Origin of the sequence: Bordetella genomosp. 13, assembly GCF_007679965.1 — a bacterium.
Taxonomy (GTDB): domain Bacteria; phylum Pseudomonadota; class Gammaproteobacteria; order Burkholderiales; family Burkholderiaceae_B; genus Bordetella.
Map to the genome: position 1 here is coordinate 308,083 of NZ_VEHL01000002.1, position 17,371 is coordinate 325,453.

14 protein-coding genes are annotated in these 17,371 nt (G+C 68.7%); 13 read left to right on the forward strand and 1 reads right to left on the reverse strand.

What is annotated here, in order from left to right; all coding sequences use genetic code 11:
• The first annotated feature begins 68 nt into the window (after positions 1-68).
• The 13 genes from FS845_RS07295 to FS845_RS07355 all read left to right on the forward strand — a co-directional run bounded on the left by FS845_RS07295 (position 69) and on the right by FS845_RS07355 (position 15,889).
• Positions 69-2,504 (forward strand): TonB-dependent receptor, encoded by a 2,436-nt coding sequence (locus FS845_RS07295; RefSeq protein WP_144632018.1) that lies wholly within the window; start codon positions 69-71, stop codon positions 2,502-2,504.
• A gap of 43 nt (positions 2,505-2,547) precedes the next feature.
• Complete coding sequence (locus FS845_RS07300; protein WP_260986200.1) at positions 2,548-3,696, forward strand: PepSY-associated TM helix domain-containing protein; 1,149 nt, start codon at positions 2,548-2,550, stop codon at positions 3,694-3,696.
• Positions 3,697-3,893: 197 nt separating this feature from the next.
• The gene (locus FS845_RS07305) at positions 3,894-4,823 is read left to right on the forward strand and encodes a TauD/TfdA dioxygenase family protein (protein ID WP_144632024.1); all 930 of its coding nucleotides are present in this window, start codon (positions 3,894-3,896) and stop codon (positions 4,821-4,823) included.
• Between the two features lie 33 nt (positions 4,824-4,856).
• Complete coding sequence (locus FS845_RS07310) at positions 4,857-6,404, forward strand: ABC transporter substrate-binding protein (protein WP_144632026.1); 1,548 nt, start codon at positions 4,857-4,859, stop codon at positions 6,402-6,404.
• 3 nt (positions 6,405-6,407) lie between these two features.
• The gene (locus FS845_RS07315; protein ID WP_144632029.1) at positions 6,408-7,328 is read left to right on the forward strand and encodes an ABC transporter permease; all 921 of its coding nucleotides are present in this window, start codon (positions 6,408-6,410) and stop codon (positions 7,326-7,328) included.
• Complete coding sequence (locus FS845_RS07320) at positions 7,325-8,209, forward strand: ABC transporter permease (RefSeq protein ID WP_144632032.1); 885 nt, start codon at positions 7,325-7,327, stop codon at positions 8,207-8,209. Before FS845_RS07315 ends, FS845_RS07320 begins: the two co-directional genes overlap by 4 nt.
• Positions 8,206-9,240, forward strand: a complete 1,035-nt coding sequence (locus tag FS845_RS07325) for an ABC transporter ATP-binding protein (protein ID WP_144632035.1) — start codon at positions 8,206-8,208, stop codon at positions 9,238-9,240. Before FS845_RS07320 ends, FS845_RS07325 begins: the two co-directional genes overlap by 4 nt.
• Positions 9,237-10,241 (forward strand): ABC transporter ATP-binding protein, encoded by a 1,005-nt coding sequence (locus FS845_RS07330; RefSeq protein ID WP_144632038.1) that lies wholly within the window; start codon positions 9,237-9,239, stop codon positions 10,239-10,241. The genes FS845_RS07325 and FS845_RS07330 overlap by 4 nt, the downstream gene beginning before the upstream one ends.
• Before the next feature lie 12 nt (positions 10,242-10,253).
• Entirely contained in the window at positions 10,254-11,654 is a 1,401-nt protein-coding gene (locus FS845_RS07335; RefSeq protein WP_144632041.1) for an LLM class flavin-dependent oxidoreductase, read from the forward strand.
• Positions 11,647-12,486 (forward strand): TauD/TfdA dioxygenase family protein, encoded by an 840-nt coding sequence (locus FS845_RS07340; protein WP_144632044.1) that lies wholly within the window; start codon positions 11,647-11,649, stop codon positions 12,484-12,486. Before FS845_RS07335 ends, FS845_RS07340 begins: the two co-directional genes overlap by 8 nt.
• The gene (locus FS845_RS07345) at positions 12,483-13,862 is read left to right on the forward strand and encodes an LLM class flavin-dependent oxidoreductase (protein WP_144632047.1); all 1,380 of its coding nucleotides are present in this window, start codon (positions 12,483-12,485) and stop codon (positions 13,860-13,862) included. The genes FS845_RS07340 and FS845_RS07345 overlap by 4 nt, the downstream gene beginning before the upstream one ends.
• Positions 13,863-13,897: 35 nt before the next feature.
• Entirely contained in the window at positions 13,898-15,112 is a 1,215-nt protein-coding gene (locus FS845_RS07350; protein WP_144632050.1) for an acyl-CoA dehydrogenase family protein, read from the forward strand.
• A 120-nt stretch (positions 15,113-15,232) separates the two neighbouring features.
• On the forward strand, positions 15,233-15,889 hold the full coding sequence (locus FS845_RS07355; RefSeq protein ID WP_144632053.1) for an SMI1/KNR4 family protein: 657 nt from the start codon (positions 15,233-15,235) through the stop codon (positions 15,887-15,889).
• A 64-nt stretch (positions 15,890-15,953) separates the two neighbouring features.
• On the opposite strand, the gene FS845_RS07360 is transcribed toward FS845_RS07355, so the two are convergent.
• Positions 15,954-17,171, reverse strand: coding sequence for a hypothetical protein (locus FS845_RS07360; RefSeq protein WP_144632056.1), 1,218 nt, complete (start codon positions 17,169-17,171; stop codon positions 15,954-15,956).
• Between the last annotated feature and the right edge of the window lie 200 nt (positions 17,172-17,371).

Consider the following 17,371-nt stretch of genomic DNA (forward strand, 5'->3'; position numbering starts at 1 on the left):
CCTTTTCGTTTCCCGAGCGGCATGGAAGGTAGAGACCGTTCATCCAGCCATCGAGGGGAACCCACACCATGGATCGATCCAGGCCCGGCCAGCGCCGGCGCGCCGCCGCAGGCATTCATCTCGGCCGCCTGAGCCACGCGATCGTGCGCGGCGCCATTGCCGGCGCTGGCGCGCTGGCCTTGCCGCATGCCGCCGCGCAGGCCCAGCCGGCCGAGGCCGTGCGCGCCTACGACGTGCCGGCCGGCCCGCTGACGCAGGCGCTGAACCGCTTCGGCCGCGACGCGGGCATCCTGCTGTCGTTCTCCACCGACCAGACCGACGGCCTGCAAACCCCGGGCATCCGCGGCAGCTACTCCGTGCCGCAGGCGCTGCGCGCGCTGCTGGCGCAGTCCAGCCTGCAGGCCGTGCAGCAGCCCAATGGCGGCTACGTGCTGCGTGCGGCGGCGGGCTCGCCGGTGACGCAGCTGCCGACGGTGCAGGTCACGGGCACCGCCGTCGACGGCGCGCTGCCGCCGGAGTATGCCGGCGGCCAGGTCGCCAGCGGCGGCCGCGTGGGCCTGCTGGGCAACAAGGATTTCCTGGACACGCCCTTCAGCGCCACGCAGTACACCGCCAGGCTGATCGAGGACCAGCAGGCGCAGAACATCGGCGACGTGCTGGTCAACGATCCTTCTGTGCGCAACACCTATGCGCGCGGGGCGGGCCGCGACGAGTTCAACATCCGCGGCTTCACGCTGTTCAACTACGACGTCTCGTACAACGGCCTGTACGGCGTGTCGCCCCGCAATGCCAGCTCGCTGATCGGCATCGAACGGGTCGAGGTGCTGCGCGGCCCGAACGCGCTGCTCAACGGCATGGCGCCGTACGGCTCGGTCGGCGGCTCCATCAACCTGGTGCCCAAGCGCGCCGGCGCCGAACCGCTGAACCGCGTCACGTTGTCGTACATGGAGGACAGCCAGCTCGGCGTGCATGCCGACGTGGCGCGCCGTTTCGGCCAGGCGCAGCAGCTGGGTGTGCGGCTGAACGTGCAGCGCGCCGGCGGCGAGATGAACATCGACCACGGCAAGGAAGACCTGGGCGCCTTCGCCTTGGGCGTGGACTACCGCGCCGACCGCTTCCGCATCGAAGGCGACCTCAACTACCAGGACCGCATCACCGACGCGCGCAGCGGCCTGCTGTTCCCGCCGCCCGCCGGCACCGCCATCGGCCGCGCGCCCGACGCCAGCCACAACTTCTTCCCGTCGTGGACGTACTGGAAGGCGCGCGAGTGGTCCGGCATGGTGCGCGCCGAGTACGACCTGAGCAACGACTGGACCGTGTACGGCGCGCTGGGCGGGCGCCGCCACGATTTCGACAGCCTGCAGACCAGCTGGCTGATGCTGGATGGCGACGGCATGATCGGCGCCGTGCCCGCGCGCCTGGGCGAGTCGCTGGCCAGCCGCACGGCCGAGGTGGGCGTGCGCGGCCGCGCGCGCACGGGCCCGGTGATGCACGAGCCCTCGCTGTCGGCCAGCGTGCTGGCCATCGACTACGAGTCGCGGCGCTTGCGATCCAGCACGGTCTTCTCCGACCTGTATGAGCCTGTGGACCTGCCCAAGCCCGACATCGCCAGGCCGTCGGGCCTGGGCAAGACCAGCGATACGCGCCTGTACAGCGTGGCGCTGGCCGACACCGTGTCGCTGCTGGACAAGTCCGTGCAGCTGACCGCGGGCCTGCGCCACCAGCGCGTGCAGATCGTCAACTTCAATGCCGATACCAACGCGCGCACCACGGACTACGGCGAGTCCGCCGTCACGCCCGCGCTGGCGCTGACGTTCAGGCCCACCGAGCGGCTGTCGCTGTACGGCAACTACATCGAAGGCCTGAGCCAGGGCGCCACCGCGCCTGCCGGCACGCTCAATGCCGGCGAGACCTTCGCGCCCGCCAAGTCGAAGCAGTACGAGGTCGGCGCGAAGTATGACTTCGGCAGCTTCGCCACCACGCTCAGCGCCTTTCACATCGAGCAACCCAGCGCCTATCTCGATGCCGGCTCGATGCGCTACGTGGCCGATGGCAGGCAGCGCAACCGCGGCCTCGAATTCCTGGTGCAGGGCGAACTGTCACGCAGCGTGCGCCTGCTGGGCGGCGTGGCCTATACCGATGGCCGCCTGACGCGTACCGAGGGGGGCATCAACGACGGCAGGCACGCGCCGGCCGTGCCGAAGTTCCAGTTCAACGCCGCCGTGGAATGGGACACGCCCTTCGTCGACGGCCTGACGCTGACCACGCGCATGCTGCGCACCAGCCGCCAGTACGTCGACGCGGGCAACACGCAATCGCTGCCGGGCTGGACGCGCTTCGACGTGGGCGCGCGCTACGCGACCACCATCGCGGGCACGCCCATGGTGTTCCGGGCCACGGTCGAGAACGTGTTCAACAAGGACTACTGGCTGTCCGCCGCGCGCGAGGGACTGACGGTGGCCGCGCCGCGCACGTTCCTGTTGTCGGTGTCCGCGGACTTCTGAGGCCATGCCGGGAACGGCCTCGCGTATCAGGACCTGGTCCGCCGTGCACAGGTGGACCAGCCTGGCCTGCACGCTGTTCATGCTGGTCGCGTGCCTGTCCGGCCTGCCGCTGATCTTCCGAGACGAGATCGTGGGCTGGCTGGACGGCACGCAGGCCTACACGCCCGTGGCGTCCGGGCAGCGCCAGGCCGGCCTGGATGACATGGCCCGGGCCGCCACGCGGCTGCACCCGGGCTATCGCCTGACCGAGGTATTCGTCGGTCATCGCGAACCCAAGGCCATATTCCAGATGAGCGCCTCATCCACGGCGCTGGCCGCCGGGCAGCCGGCCCATCGCCGTCTCGTCTTCGACCTGCGCACCGGCGATCTGCTCGAGGAATCCGACGCCGCGCAGCCGCATGGCGGCCCGGCCGCGCGGCTGATGGTCGTCATGGTGCGCCTGCACATCGACCTGTACGCACGCCTGCCGGGCCAGCTCTTCATGGGCTTCATGGCGCTGCTGCTGGTGGCTGCCGTGGTGTCGGGCGTCGTACTGTATGGCCCCTTCATGCAGAAGCTGCCGTTCGGCACCGTGCGTGCCCACCGGTCGGCGCGCATCCGATGGCTGGATCGCCATAACCTGCTTGGCATCGTGGCCCTGGCGTGGACACTGATGATGGGCGGCACGGGGGCGCTCCACGAATTGGCCGTGCCGCTGTTCAGGCACTGGATCGACGCGGAGGTGCGGCCCGCGGTGGCGGCCTGGAGCGGCCTGCCCGCGCCGGATCCCGCGATGATGGCGCCCGTGCAGGGCGCCTACGAGGCCGCGCGCGATGCGGCGCCGGACAGGGTGATCGAGGAACTGGTGTTTCCGCGCGAAGCCTACGGCGTGCCGCATCACTATCTGCTGTGGGCCAAAGGCGATACCGCATTGTCCGAACATCTGTTCGACGCGGTGCTGGTGGATGCGCGCACCGGACAGGCAAGCGCGGTGCTGCGGATGCCCTGGTATCTGCGCGCCCTGCAGTTCTCGCGGCCGCTGCACTACGGCGACTACGCGGGCATGCCCCTGAAGATCATCTGGGGCCTGCTCGACCTGGCCGCCATCGTGGTGCTGGGTAGTGGACTGTACCTGTGGGTGGCGCGGCGCAAGCAGGGCAGGGCGCGGCTGCGAACGCTCGTCCATGCGCACGCCGGGTCCGCTCGCCGATAGCGGCGGTCCCGGGGCAAACGCGTCGCATACATGCGGATCGCATCGATCCTTATGCCGGATATCAATATTCGAACTGCATCGTTTGGGTCCGGTGCGCGCGCTCCTATCATTTGCCCTTCGCCCTTTGGGGGCTCGCGGATCGTGTAGTCGATGCGGGAGCCTAGCCATGCTCCCACGACCGCACGCACGATCCTGCCATGTCCGCCACCGCCGAGAAAATCGAAGTCCGCCCCTTGTCGCTGCACACCGGCGCCGAAATCCACGGCGTGGACCTGCGCGACGACCTGGATGCCGACACGGTGGCGCAGATCCGCGCAGCCCTGCTGACGTGGAAGGTCGTGTTCTTCCGTGACCAAAACCTGGGCCACGCGGACCAGATCCGCTTCGGACGGCGCTTCGGCGACCTGACCGTGGGACATCCGGTGTTCGGCTACGTCGACGGCTATCCCGAGCTGTACTCGGTGGCCAAGAACCGCTTCAAGGCGCGTTTCGACGGCGAACAGCTGGTGCGTCCGTGGAGCGGCTGGCATACCGACATCACGGCGGCGGTGAATCCGCCCGCGGCCTCGATCCTGCGCGGCGTCACCATTCCGCCATATGGCGGCGACACGCAATGGACCAACCTGGTGGCGGCCTACGAAGGCCTGTCGCCGACGCTGCGCGGCTTCGTCGACGGGCTGCGCGCCATCCATCGCTTCACGCCGCCGGAAGGCCGCCAGGCCAAACAGGAATTCATCAAGAGCCTGGCCGACACGCCGCTGGTGTCCGAACATCCGCTGGTGCGCGTGCATCCCGAGACGGGCGAGCGCGCGCTGTTCGTCAGCCCAGGATTCATCAAGCAGATCGTGGGTCTGTCGCCGCGCGAAAGCGAACATCTGCTGGCGCTGCTGTTCGAACAGATACTGAAGCCGGAGTACATCGTCCGCTTCAAGTGGCAGGCGGGCGACATCGCCTTCTGGGACAACCGCGCCACCGCGCACCGCGCGCCTTCCGACATCAATCAGACCGACTTCGATCGGCAGCTCTATCGCATCACCCTGGTCGGCGACGTGCCGGTCGGGCCGGACGGCCAGTCCTCCACGGCCATCCAGGGCGATCCCGTGCTGGCGCATCAACTGGCCGACTGAGACCGCATCACCCCCGTTAGATAAGGTTCCTTCATGTACAAGATTTCGACAGCCCTCGGCGGGCTGGCGCTGGCTGCCGCATTGCTCGTCGGTTCCGCACAACCCGCGCTGGCCGCCAGCACGGCGCCCGCGGTGGACCGCGACACGCTGGTCGTCGGCGTGGAAAAGGAGTTCTACAACCTGGACGGCCTGGTGGCCGTCAGCGGCGACTCGCTGCGCTACGGCTGGCAGATCTACGACACGCTGTACGGCTTCGACGGCAAGGGCAACCTGGTGCCGCGCCTGGCCACGGCGTTGAAGGTGTCTGACGATGCGCGCACATTCACCTACACGCTGCGTCCCGACGTGAAGTTCCACAACGGCACGACGTTCACCTCGCGCGACGTGAAGGCCTCGCTGGACCACGTGCTGGACCCGCAGAGCAAGAGCACGCGGCGTCCGTACTTCGCGCCGGTGGTCGAGTCGGTGGAAACGCCCGACGACCAGACGGTAGTGTTCAAGCTGAAGGCCCCCGACGGCGCCTTCGCCAACAAGGTCGCGGGCTATCTGTACATCGTGCCCGGCGAGTACCTGGCCAGCCTGCCCAACCCCGACGCCTTCGCGCAGAAGCCCGTGTCGCTGGGACCGTACAAGTTCAAGTCGCTGGCGCCCGGCGGCAGCGAGCTGGTACTGGAACGCTTCGACGACTACTGGGGCGATAAGCCGCGCGTGAAGACGCTGGTGTTCCGCGCCATCACGGAGCCCGCCAGCCGCGTGAACGCCGTGCTGCGCGGCGAGGTGGACCTGTCCGTGGCCCTGCCGTTCTCGGACTTCGAGCGCCTGAAGAAGGAAGCGGGCCTGGAGGTGATCGAAAGCCGCGTCGCCTCGCCCATCTATGTGCGCGTCTACACCAACGTGAAGGAATCGCCCTTCGCCGACGTGAAGGTGCGCCAGGCGCTCAGCTATGCGCTGGACACGAAGGCCATCATCAAGAGCGTGCTGCACGGCGTGGGCGAGCCGCTGGGCACCTTCATCTCGAACTACTACCCGTATGGCGCGGACAAGGCCATCGCACCGTATCCGTACGACCCTGCCCGGGCGCGTGCGCTGCTGGCCGAAGCGGGCTACGCCAAGGGCTTCTCGACCGAACTGAACATCCAGGGCGACATCCCGCAGGGCGTGGCCGAGGCCATCGCGGCCTACTGGGGCCAGGTGGGCGTGAAGGTCAAGCTCAACCGCCTGACCTATGCCACCTTCCAGCGCCTGAACAACACGCACACCTCGGGCCCGCTGGCGCTGAGCCAGTTCACCAATGCGCTGTACGACCCCATCCATCCGGTGGGCGGCGCGTTCGCCAGCAACGGGAGCTGGTCGGACTACTCGAATCCCAAGATCGATGCGCTGCTGGACGAGGCCTCGCGCATCAGCGACACGGCCAGGCGCGGCGAGGTATTCCAGCGCGTCGGCCGCGAGCTGCACGACGACGCGGCGGCATTCTTCATTTCCGAGTTCTCGTACATCTATGCGAAGAAGCAGACGCTGCAATGGCAACCGCAGCAGGGCTCGGGCTTCCTGAACTTCCGCACCGTGCAGTGGAAGTAGGCGATGCTGGTCTATAGCCTGCGCAAACTGGGATCGGCGCTGGTCACGGTGCTGCTGATGTCGATCCTGATCTTTGTGCTGGTGCGGCAGGTGGGCGATCCCGCCTACCTGCTGATGCCGCCCGAGGCCACCGAGGCCGACCGCCAGCTGTTCCGTCAGCAACTGGGCCTGGCCGACCCGGTGCCCGTGCAGTACCTGCGCTTCCTGGGCGGCATGGCGCGCGGCGACATGGGCAAGTCCTTCCATTTCGGCGCGCCCGCGCTGGACATGGTGCTTGCCCGCCTGTCGTCCAGCCTGCTGCTGGTGGGCATCGCGCTCTGCCTGGCCCTGGCCGTCGGGCTGCTGCTGGGCGTGTCCTCGGCCGTGTCGCGCAGCCGCCTGCTGGCGCGCTTCGCGGCGCTGTTCTCGGTATTGGGACAAGCCGCGCCGCCGTTCTTCGTGGCCCTGCTGTTCATCCGCCTGTTCTCGGTGCAATGGGGCTGGCTGCCCACCGGCGGCCATGGCACGTGGCAGCACCTGGTGCTGCCCGTGGCCGCGCTGGCCTGGTACTCGGCGGCCGGCATCGCCCGGCTGACGCGCGCCAACATGCTGACGGTGCTGGAGACGGACTACATCAGGATGGCGCGCATCAAGGGCCTGCCCACGCGCGTGATCGTCTTCACGCATGCGCTGAAGAACGCGGCGCTGCCCATCGTGGCCTTCGCGGCGTCGCAGTTCGGCGTGCTGGTGGGCGGCGCAATCGCCATCGAGACGGTGTTTTCGTGGCCGGGCTTCGGCAGCCTGATGGTCGAGGCCATCAACACGCTGGACTTCACCGTGGTGCAGGCCGCCGTGGTGGTCTCGGTGCTGCTGTTCATCGTCATCAATCTGCTCGCGGACGTGCTGTATGCAGCCATCGATCCGCGCATACGGTATCGCCAATGAGTACATCATCGACCGAGGTCCTGGCCGTCTCCAATCCCGCCGCGCCGCGCGCACGCCCGGACCGGCAACTCTGGAAGCATCGCCGCGTGATGCTGCCCGCGGCGGTGTTCCTGCTGATCGTGGCCGTCTCGGCGTTCGCGCCGTGGCTGTCTTCCATCGACCCCAACGCCATCGACCTGTCCGCCACGTTCCAGCCCCCGGGCGCGGCGCACTGGTTCGGCACCGACCAGATGGGACGCGACGTGTACACGCGCACGCTGCACGGCGGCCGCATCTCGTTGCTGATCGCGTTCTGCGCGGTGGCGCTGGCCGGCGTGCTGGGCGCGTTGGCCGGCATCCTCTCCGCCTACATCGGCGGCCGTTTCGACGGTTTCATGATGCGCATCGTGGACGCGCAGTACGCGCTGCCGCCGGTCTTCCTGGCCATGCTGATCGTGGGCGTGCTGGGCCCCAGCATCACCAACATCATCGCCGTGGTCACGCTGGCCAACTGGGGCCGCTTCGCGCGCATCATCCGCGCCGAGGCGCTCAGCCTGCGCGAGCGCGACTTCGTGTTGATCGCGAGGCTGGTCGGCGCCTCGCCGTGGTACGTGGCGGTGCATCACCTGCTGCCCAATGTGCGCAATACCTTCATCGTGCTGCTGACGCTGGACGTGGGCCTGATCGTGTTCATGGAAGCCGCGTTGAGCTTCCTGGGCCTGGGCGTACAGCCGCCCGATCCGTCGTGGGGCGGCATGATCGCCGAAGGGCGCAACTACCTGGAGAATGCGTGGTGGATGTCCGCGCTGCCCGGCCTGGTGCTGATGGCGACGGTGCTGTGCTCCAACCTGATCGGCGATGCCTTCCAGGACGGCAAGCCGCTGCGGGGAGCGCGGGAATGAGCGGCACCGTGCACAAGCTGCCTTCCGCCGTGCTGTCGGTCGAGAACCTGGTGGTCGAGGCCGCGACGCCGGCCGGCCCGGCGCGACTGGTCGATGGCGTGGGCTTCTCGGTGCATGCGGGCCGCACGCTGGGGCTGGTGGGCGAGTCGGGCTCCGGCAAAAGCGTCACCTGTCTGTCCGTGCTCGGCCTGCCGCCGGCCGGCGTGCGCGTCTCGCAGGGCCGCGTCCTGCTCAACGGGCAGGACCTGCGCGGCCGCACCGAGGTCCAGATGAATGCATTGCGCGGCACCGAGATCGGCATGGTGCTGCAGGACCCGATGACCTCGCTGAACCCGCTGTTGACCATCGGCCGGCAGATCACCGAGATGTACCGCTATCGCGAGGGCGGCGGCAGCCGCGCCGAGCATCGCGAGCGTGCCGTCGAGCTGATGCGGCGCGTGCGCATTCCCGCGCCGGAAAGCCGGCTGGGCAGCTATCCCCACCAGTTCAGCGGCGGCATGCGCCAGCGCATCGCCATCGCGATGAACCTGGCCTGCAACCCCGGCCTGCTGATCGCCGACGAACCCACGACCGCGCTGGACATCACCGTGCGCCTGCAGATCCTGGACCTGCTGCGCGAGCTGCAGGCGCAGCAGGGCACTGCCATCGTGTTCGTCACGCACGACCTGCACCTGGTGCGCCGCTATTGCGACGACGTGGCCGTGATGTACGCGGGCCGCATCGTCGAACAGGGGCCGGTGGAGCAGGTCTTCGGTCAGCCGCTGCATCCGTATACCCGTGGCCTGCTGGGCGCGGTGCCGCGCCTGCGCGGCAATCCGCGGCGCCTGACGGTGATACCCGGCCAGCCGCCGCTGCCCGGCGCCATCACGCAGGGTTGCCGCTTCGCGCCGCGTTGCGGGCAGGCGCAGGCGGACTGCGCCGCCGCCTATCCGGACCTGCGCGCGCACCGGCCCGGTCACCAGGCCGCGTGCTGGCTTGCCGGCGCCGACGCGGCAGCGGCGCGTCCCGATCGAATCGCGGTGGCCGTATGAGCAACGCCGTCGAGATTCCGCATCCTGCGGACCCTGCCATCGACGTCTCGGGCGTCGGCCGAACTTTCCCCGTGCGCACGGGGCTGTTCTCCCGCACGCGGCAACTGCAGGCCGTGCGCGATGCCTCGTTCGTGCTGCCCCGCGGCGGCACCTTCGGGCTGGTGGGCGAGTCCGGATCGGGCAAGTCCACGCTGGCGCGCATCCTGCTGGGCGCGGACACGGCCAGCCAAGGCGAGTTCCGCTTCGGTTCGCGCGTGTTCGGCAAGAGCGTCGACGCGCGCGACGTGCGCTGGCGGCAGCGCAAGGTGCAGGCCGTGTTGCAGGACCCGCTGGGGTCGCTGGATCCGCAGATGCGCATCGGCGACATCGTGCTGGAGCCGCTGCGGGTGCAACGCAGCGGCATGGTGCGCGCCGCGCTGGAGGCACGCCTGGACGAGCTGCTGGCGCAGGTCGGCCTGCCCGCCGAGTTCAAGGAGCGCCGTCCCCGGCAGCTGAGCGGCGGCCAGCGGCAGCGCGTGGCCATCGCTCGTGCCCTGGCGCTCGAACCCGACATCCTGGTGCTGGACGAGCCCGTGTCCGCGCTGGACGTGTCGATCCAGGCGCAGGTGCTGAACCTGCTGAAGGACCTGCAGGACACCCTGGGGCTGAGCTATCTGCTGATCTCGCACGACCTGGCCGTGGTCGGCTTCATGAGCACGCACATCGGCGTGCTGTACCTCGGGCGATTCATGGAGCAGGGCACGCGCGAGGACATCATCGAACGGCCGGCCCACCCGTATACCCACGCGCTGATCGCGGCATCCGAGCCCGATGCCCTGGATGCGCAGGCCGTGGGCGGCGAGATCCCGTCGCCGCTGGCGCCGCCGTCGGGCTGCGTCTTCCACACCCGCTGCCCGGCGGCGCGCGACGTCTGCCGCACGCAGGCGCCCGCCGAGCAGCGCCTGTCCGCCACGCATCGCGTGGCCTGCCACTTTCCCATCGCCGCGCCCGCGGGCCGCTAGCGCGCTGCCATCATGTCCAAACAGATCCGCCTGAACGCCTTCCTGACCTTCGCGCCCACGCATCTTTCGCCGGGACTGTGGTCGCATCCCGAGGACCGCTCGCTGCAGTACAACACGCTGCCGTTCTGGACGGACCTGGCGCGTACCGCCGAACGCGGGGGCTACGACGCCCTGTTCTTCGCCGATGGCATCAGCCAGTACGACGTGTATGGCGGCTCCAACGCCGCCGGCGTGCGCTGGGGCCTGCAGTTTCCCCGGCTCGACCCGCTGCTGCTGGTGTCCGCCATGGCGCAGGCCACCGAACACCTGGGCTTCGCCGTGACCAGCAGCGTCACGTACGAGCCGCCGTTCCTGTTCGCGCGGCGCATGTCCACGCTGGACCACCTGACCGGCGGACGCATCGGCTGGAACATCGTGACCAGCTTCGGCGACAGCGGCGCGAGGGCGGCGGGCCATGCCGGCGCGCGGCCTCACGACGAACGCTACGAGGTGGCCGACGAGTACATGGAGCTGGTCTACCGCCTGTGGGAGCAGAGCTGGGAAGCGGGCGCCGCGCTGCGCGACCGCGACAGCCGCGTGTTCGCCGACCCCGCACGCGTGCACGAGATCCGCCACGAGGGCCGCTTCTTCAGCGTGCAGGGCATGCATTATTCGGAGCCCTCGCCGCAGCGCACGCCGGTGCTGTACCAGGCCGGCACCTCCGGGCGCGGCAAGGACTTCGCCGCCCGGCATGCCGAGGGCGTGTTCCTCAGCGGCCCCACCGCGCGCATCGCGGCCAACGATGCCGCGGACATCCGCCGCCGCGCCCAGGCGCTGGGCCGAGATCCGGCATCGCTGCTGTTCTTCTCGCTGGCCACCGTGGTGGTCGCGCCCACCACGGAAGAAGCACGGCAAAAGTGGCAGGATCTGCAGCGGCACGTCAGCCTGGAGGGCGCGCTGGCGCTGTTCTCGCGCTGGATCGGCGTGGATCTCTCGCAGTACAGCCCCGACGACCCGCTGCGCTACATCAGGACCGAGGGCATGCAGTCCACCATGGAAGGCTTCACGCTGGCCGATCCGGACCGCGTGTGGACCATCGGCGAACTGGCCGTGCACAACGCCATCGGCGGCAAGGGACCGGTCTTCATCGGTTCGCCCTCGGAGGTGGCCGATGCGATGCAGGCCTGGATCGCCGAGTCCGACATCGATGGCTTCAACCTGAGCCATGCGCTGCTGCCGGGCAGCCATGAAGACTTCGTGGAACTGGTGGTGCCCGAGCTGCGCCGCCGCGGCGTCTACAAGCCGGCCTACCGGCCGGGCACGCTGCGCGAAAAGCTATACGGCAGCAGCGCGCCGCTGCTGGCCGCTCCCCATCCCGCCGCGCTGCACCGCGCGGCGCCCGTCACTACGCAAGCCATCGAGACCCATGCCTGACGCTACCTACGAGACCATCACCGTCGATCCGCTGACGCGCCACATCGGCGCACAGATCGGCGGCATCGACCTGACCGCGCCGCTGTCGCAGGCCCAGGTGGCCGAGCTGCGCCGCGCGCTGCTGGAGCACCAGGTGATCTTCTTTCGCGACCAGCCGCTCAATCTGGACCAGCACCTGGCGCTGGGCAAACACTTCGGCTCCTTGCACGTGCATCCCAATGCACCGGGGCCGGAAGGGTATCCCGAGATCCTGCGCATCCACGCCGACGAGAAGACAAAACGCATCGCGGGCGACCGCTGGCACTCCGACGTGTCGTGCGATGCGGAACCGCCGCTGGGCAGCATCCTGCACCTGCATACGCTGCCCGAGCGCGGCGGCGACACGCTGTTCTCCAGCAGCTTCGCCGTATACGACTCGCTGTCGCCCGGCCTGAAGACCTATCTGGAAGGCCTGACCGCCACCCACGACGGCGAGCCCACCTATCGCCAGCGCAACCGCCTGAAGGGCATCGACGACAGCGGCAAAACCTATCCCAAGGCCTCGCACCCGGTGGTGCGCACGCATCCGGAAAGCGGCCGCAAGGGCATCTTCGTCAATGCCAACTTCACCACGCACATCGACGGCGTGTCGGCGGCAGAGAGCGAAGGCATCCTGCGCCTGCTGTTCGAACGCTTCACCGTGCCGGATTTCCAGGTGCGCTGGCGCTGGGAGCCGGACTCGATCGCGTTCTGGGACAACCGCGCTTGCCAGCACCTGGCCGTGTGGGACTACTACCCCGAGGTGCGTTCGGGCTTCCGCGTCACCATCAACGGGGACAGGCCTTACCTATGAGCACGACGAGCCCGAAGAAAGAGATACGCATGAACGCCTTCGCGCTGCACAGCCCGGTGCACCATTCGCCCGGCATGTGGCGCCATCCGCGCGACCGCTCGCTGCAGTACAACACGCTGGACTACTGGGTGGACCTGGCCCGCACGCTGGAGCGCGGCCTGGTCGATTCGCTGTTCATGGCAGACAGCGTGGGCGTCAACGACGTATACGGCGGCAGCGTGGACACCGCGCTGCGCCACGGCGCGCAAGTGCCCAAGCAGGATCCCGTCATGTCGCTGTCCGCCATGGCCTATGCCACCGAGAATCTGGGCCTGGCCGTGACCAGCAACGCCAACCACGAGCCGCCCTATGTGTTCGCGCGCCGCATGTCCACGCTGGACCACCTGACGCGCGGGCGCATCGGCTGGAACGTCGTCACCGGCTTCGCGCAGAGCAGCGTCAAGGTGCTGGGCAAGGACGGCGTAGCCTCGCGCGACGAGCGCTACGACATCGCCGACGAGTACATGGACGTGGTCTACAAGCTGTGGGAAGGCAGCTGGGAAGACGCCGCCGTCGTGCGCGATCCCGCCAGCGGCGTGTTCGCCGATCCGTCGCGCGTGCACCGCGTGGATCACCAGGGCAAATACTTCCGCCTGCAGGGCATCCACCTGACCGAGCCCTCGCCGCAGCGCACGCCCATGCTGTTCCAGGCGGGATCCTCCGCGCGCGGCATGCGTTTCTCGGGCCGCCACGCGGAGGGCATCTACCTGAGCGGCCCCAGCAAGAAAGTGCTGGCGCCCGTGGTGGCCCGTACGCGCGCGGAGGCGGTCGAGGCAGGCCGCGGCGCGAACGACATCAAGTTCTTCGCCATGGCCACCATCATCACCGGCCGCACGGCGCAAGAGGCGCGCGACAAGTACGAGGACTACAAGCGCTACGTCACGCCCGAGGCCGCGCTGGCCATGTTCTCGGGCTGGACCGGCATCGACTTCTCCACCTACGACCCCGACGAGCCGATCCGCTACATGCAGCTTGACGCGGGCACCTCGTCCGCGCTGGAGGGCTTCACTCGCCTGGACCCGGACCGGATCTGGACGGTGAAGGAACTGGCGCTGCACAACGCCATCGGCGGGCGCGGGCCGGTCTTCATCGGCGCGCCGCACGAGGTGGCCGATGCACTGGAAGAGTGGGTGGACGAGACCGACATCGACGGCTTCAACCTGAGCTATGCCGTCACGCCCGAGGCCTACGAAGACTATGCCGACCTGATCGTGCCCGAATTGCAGGCGCGCGGCCGCTACAAGACGCGCTATGCCCCAGGCACGCTGCGCGAGAAGCTGGGCGGCCAGGGCCGGCTGCTGCCCCGCAGCCATCCCGGCGCCGCATTCCGCCGCTGACCGCCTACGCCCACGGATTTTCTACAGGAAACACCATGAGTACTGATAGCCCTGATTCCAACCCGCGCCTGCGAGAGGCTCTGGACGGCCTGCCCGCGCTGGCCCGCGAGATCGGCGTGGATGCCGCGCAGCGCGAACTGCGCCGCGAGTTGCCGTACCCCGCCTTCGATGCCTTCCGCCGTTCCGGCCTGGCCGCGCTGCGCATTCCCGTCGAGCGCGGCGGGCTGGGCGGCACGCTGGAGGATGCCATCCACGTCGTCACCACGCTGGCGGCCGCGGAATCCAACGTGGCCCATGCGCTGCGCGTGCATTTCGACGTGGCCGAATCCATGCGGCTGTCGCCGCGCACGCCCTTTCACGACAGGCAGGTCGCGCGGCTGGTGGAGGGCAAGCTGTACGGCGGCGCATCGGGCGAGCAGGGCACCGCGCGCGCGGGCCAGATCGAGACCGTGCTGAAACGCCAGGGCGATCATTACGTGGTGTCGGGCAAGAAGTACTACACCACGGGCTCCGCCTACGCCGACTACATCCGCGCCAACTTCGTGGACGAGCAGGACAACGGCATCACCGCCATCATTCCGCTGAAGGCGCGGGGCGTTCAGCCCATCGACGACTGGGACGGCATGGGCCAGCGCATGACCGCCAGCGGCAGCGTCGTGTTCGACAACGTCGAGGTCGATGCGTCCGAGGTCGTGGGCAAGGGCTATCCCTCGCTGGCTGGCCGGCACGGCGGGGCGTATCGCCAGCTGCATCTGGTGGCCGTGGCGGCCGGCATCGTGCGCAACATCGTGTCGGACGCGCAGGGCTACGTGACGGGCCATGGCCGTCCGGTGCTGCACACCAACGCACCCTCGGCGCGCGAAGACGTGTTCATCCAGCAAGTGGTGGGAGACCTGTCCGCGCTGAGCCACACCATCGACGTGCTGGTCTACGAGAACGCGCGCACGCTGGGCCGCTCGTCGGATGCGATCCTGGCGCAGGATCCGGCGGCCGACGAACTGGTGTTGCAGAGCGCGCTGGCCACGGCGCGCACGCAGATCATCGTGGGCAAGCTGGCGCTGCAGGCGGGCGAACGCCTGTTCGACGCGGGCGGCGCCTCGGCCACCTCGCGCAAGCACAATTTCGACCGGCACTGGCGCAACCTGCGCACCATCTTCAGCCACAACCCGCTGCATCACAAGGCGCGCGTGGTGGGGGATTACGTGCTGAACGGCGTGAAGACGCACCTGATCGAAGGTCGCACGTTCTAGGGTATCCGCCGTGCGGCGGGCCGGCCGCCGCAGCCCTCCTGAAACCTTTTGCAGCCTGTGCCGGAAGCGGGGTCGGCCCGCATCTGGCTAGAATGCGAAATTGTTTTCCTGGAGGCACGCATGGATCTACTGAGCTCGTTCACCGACATCGCACGAAGCGCCGGCTTCGAATTGCCGCCCGAACTGGCGGCCTGGTATCGCGAGGGCGTGGCGCATGCCGATGCCGACACGCCCGCCATGGCGGAGGTTTACGATTTCGAATGGATCACGCCCGAGCAGTGCCGGCAGACCATCGACGAGTGGCTGAATCCCGAGGCGCAGGACGGCAACCGCTTCTTTCCCTTCGCCGAAAGCGGCGCGGGCGATGCGTACTGCCTGGTGCGCCTGGCCGACGGCCGCGAAGGCGTGTCCATGGTCTGGCACGACGACGATGAAAACGACATCGAGTACGCCACCTTCGCCGACTTCGTCGCGGGCACGTACCTGGGCAGCTACGCCAACCTTTCGTATCTGCGAGCCAGCCTGGAAGAGATCGGCACGGCGATTCGCGCCAGCCTGGAAGTGACCGCGCCGGCGCTGCCCGAGTCGCACGCCAAGGCCATCACCGCGCCCGCGCGCGTGGCGGTCCGCGAACGCACGTACCGCACCGGTCCGAAGGCCAAGCCCGAGACCGTGCCGTCGCTGCTGCCGCAGCAGGAAGCCGAGGCCGGCGCCGAGCGCTTCAAGCGCCGCACGCCGATCTGGTTCACCGTGGTGGCGCGCTGGGACATCGAATGACGCACCTGGCGTGCGCGTGAAAAAACCCGGCGCGCGCCGGGTTTTTTCATGGTGCGGGCCGCGCTCAGTTCGCGGCGGGCCGGCGGGCGAACCGCTCTTCGCTGGGGAACCCGCGCGTGCGATAGCGCACCGGATAGCCGTCGGCCATGGGCTCCAGCAGCGCGCTGCATTCGTTCCACATGGCGTCCCAGGTCGTGAAGACGTCGGCCTTCGGTTCGCCGTCCTCGCCGATCACCAGCAGCGCGATCAGGTCGGTACGGGGCAGCAGCGTGTCCACGTCCTTGGTCCATACCGAATACGTGGTCAGCCGCTCGCTGTCCTGGTGCTTGATCAGCTTGCAGCTGGCCACGAACAGGTCGATCTCCTGCTTTTCGTGCACGCGCTCCAGCAGCTCCTTCTGCACCTGGTAGGCATCGGCCGCGCCGTGGCGCTGCAGATCAGCCAGCAGCTGCGCCGTCTGCGGGTCCTGCGGCGCGACGACCTCAAGGCGACCATCGGCGATGCGGTACAGGTACGAGGACACCGCGCGCTGCTCCGCGTCCAGCGTCTGCCGGGCCACGGCCACCATGGCGCGTTGCGCGGCGGTGTCGCGGGCCGACGCCACCAGCAGGCAGCCGCGCGTGGGAATCATGATGACGCAGTCGGTGCCCGCGGGCGTGCGATGCATCATGTCCGTCAGCAGGCAGCGCGACGAGTCGTACGCGTCGCTCCATGCGCCGCGATACACGCCTGGCGCCATTTCGACGAAATGCTCGGCGCCCTGGCCGCGCAGGTTGTCGATGGCGTCCGCGAAGGCGGTCTCGAACGTCACGCCCCATTCGCGGATCTGCTCCATGCCCACGCTGGCCATGGTTTCGGGCGTGTCGTAGGCCAGCATCACCACGGCATCCTCGCTGAACGCGCGGCTGGGATCCTCGAAGGGCTCGTCGCCGCCGTTGGCGGCCTGCGTCAGGCGCAGCGTCTCGGGGAACATCTTGCTGCGTATGATGGGCCGCAGATAGGCTCTGGCGTCGGCATAGGTGGTCGGCGTCTCTGGCTGCCGCAGCACGGCCAGATACTTGGCCAGCACGTTGGCGCGCTCGCCCTTCGGCGCGGCACAGTAGTCGTGGTAGGCGTTGTGCAGGTTGAACACCTGCTTGTGGCCTTCGCCGTGCAGCAGCGCAAAATCGCGCTCGGAGTAGACCATATCCTGCGTCAGGCCAGACCGCGCGGCCTGCTCGCGGACCATCTTCGCGAACTTGTCGCGGGACGGGGTGGAGGAGAAGAGGTCGAGTAAACCCAAAGCGCGCTCCCGGTTATTTTTGATGGCGGAGCGGATCGCCAGTCTGGCCTAGGTCGTTCTTCCCGCGCCTGGTCCTGGGGCACGGAGGCTGTGGCGAGCCGGAACTGCGGGGCCAACATATCACGTGCCGGTGGCCGCGCATCGTGCCCGCGGCGCGCGCGGAGCTCGCAGGTGTAACGCACGTTTGCAGCGCGGCCAGG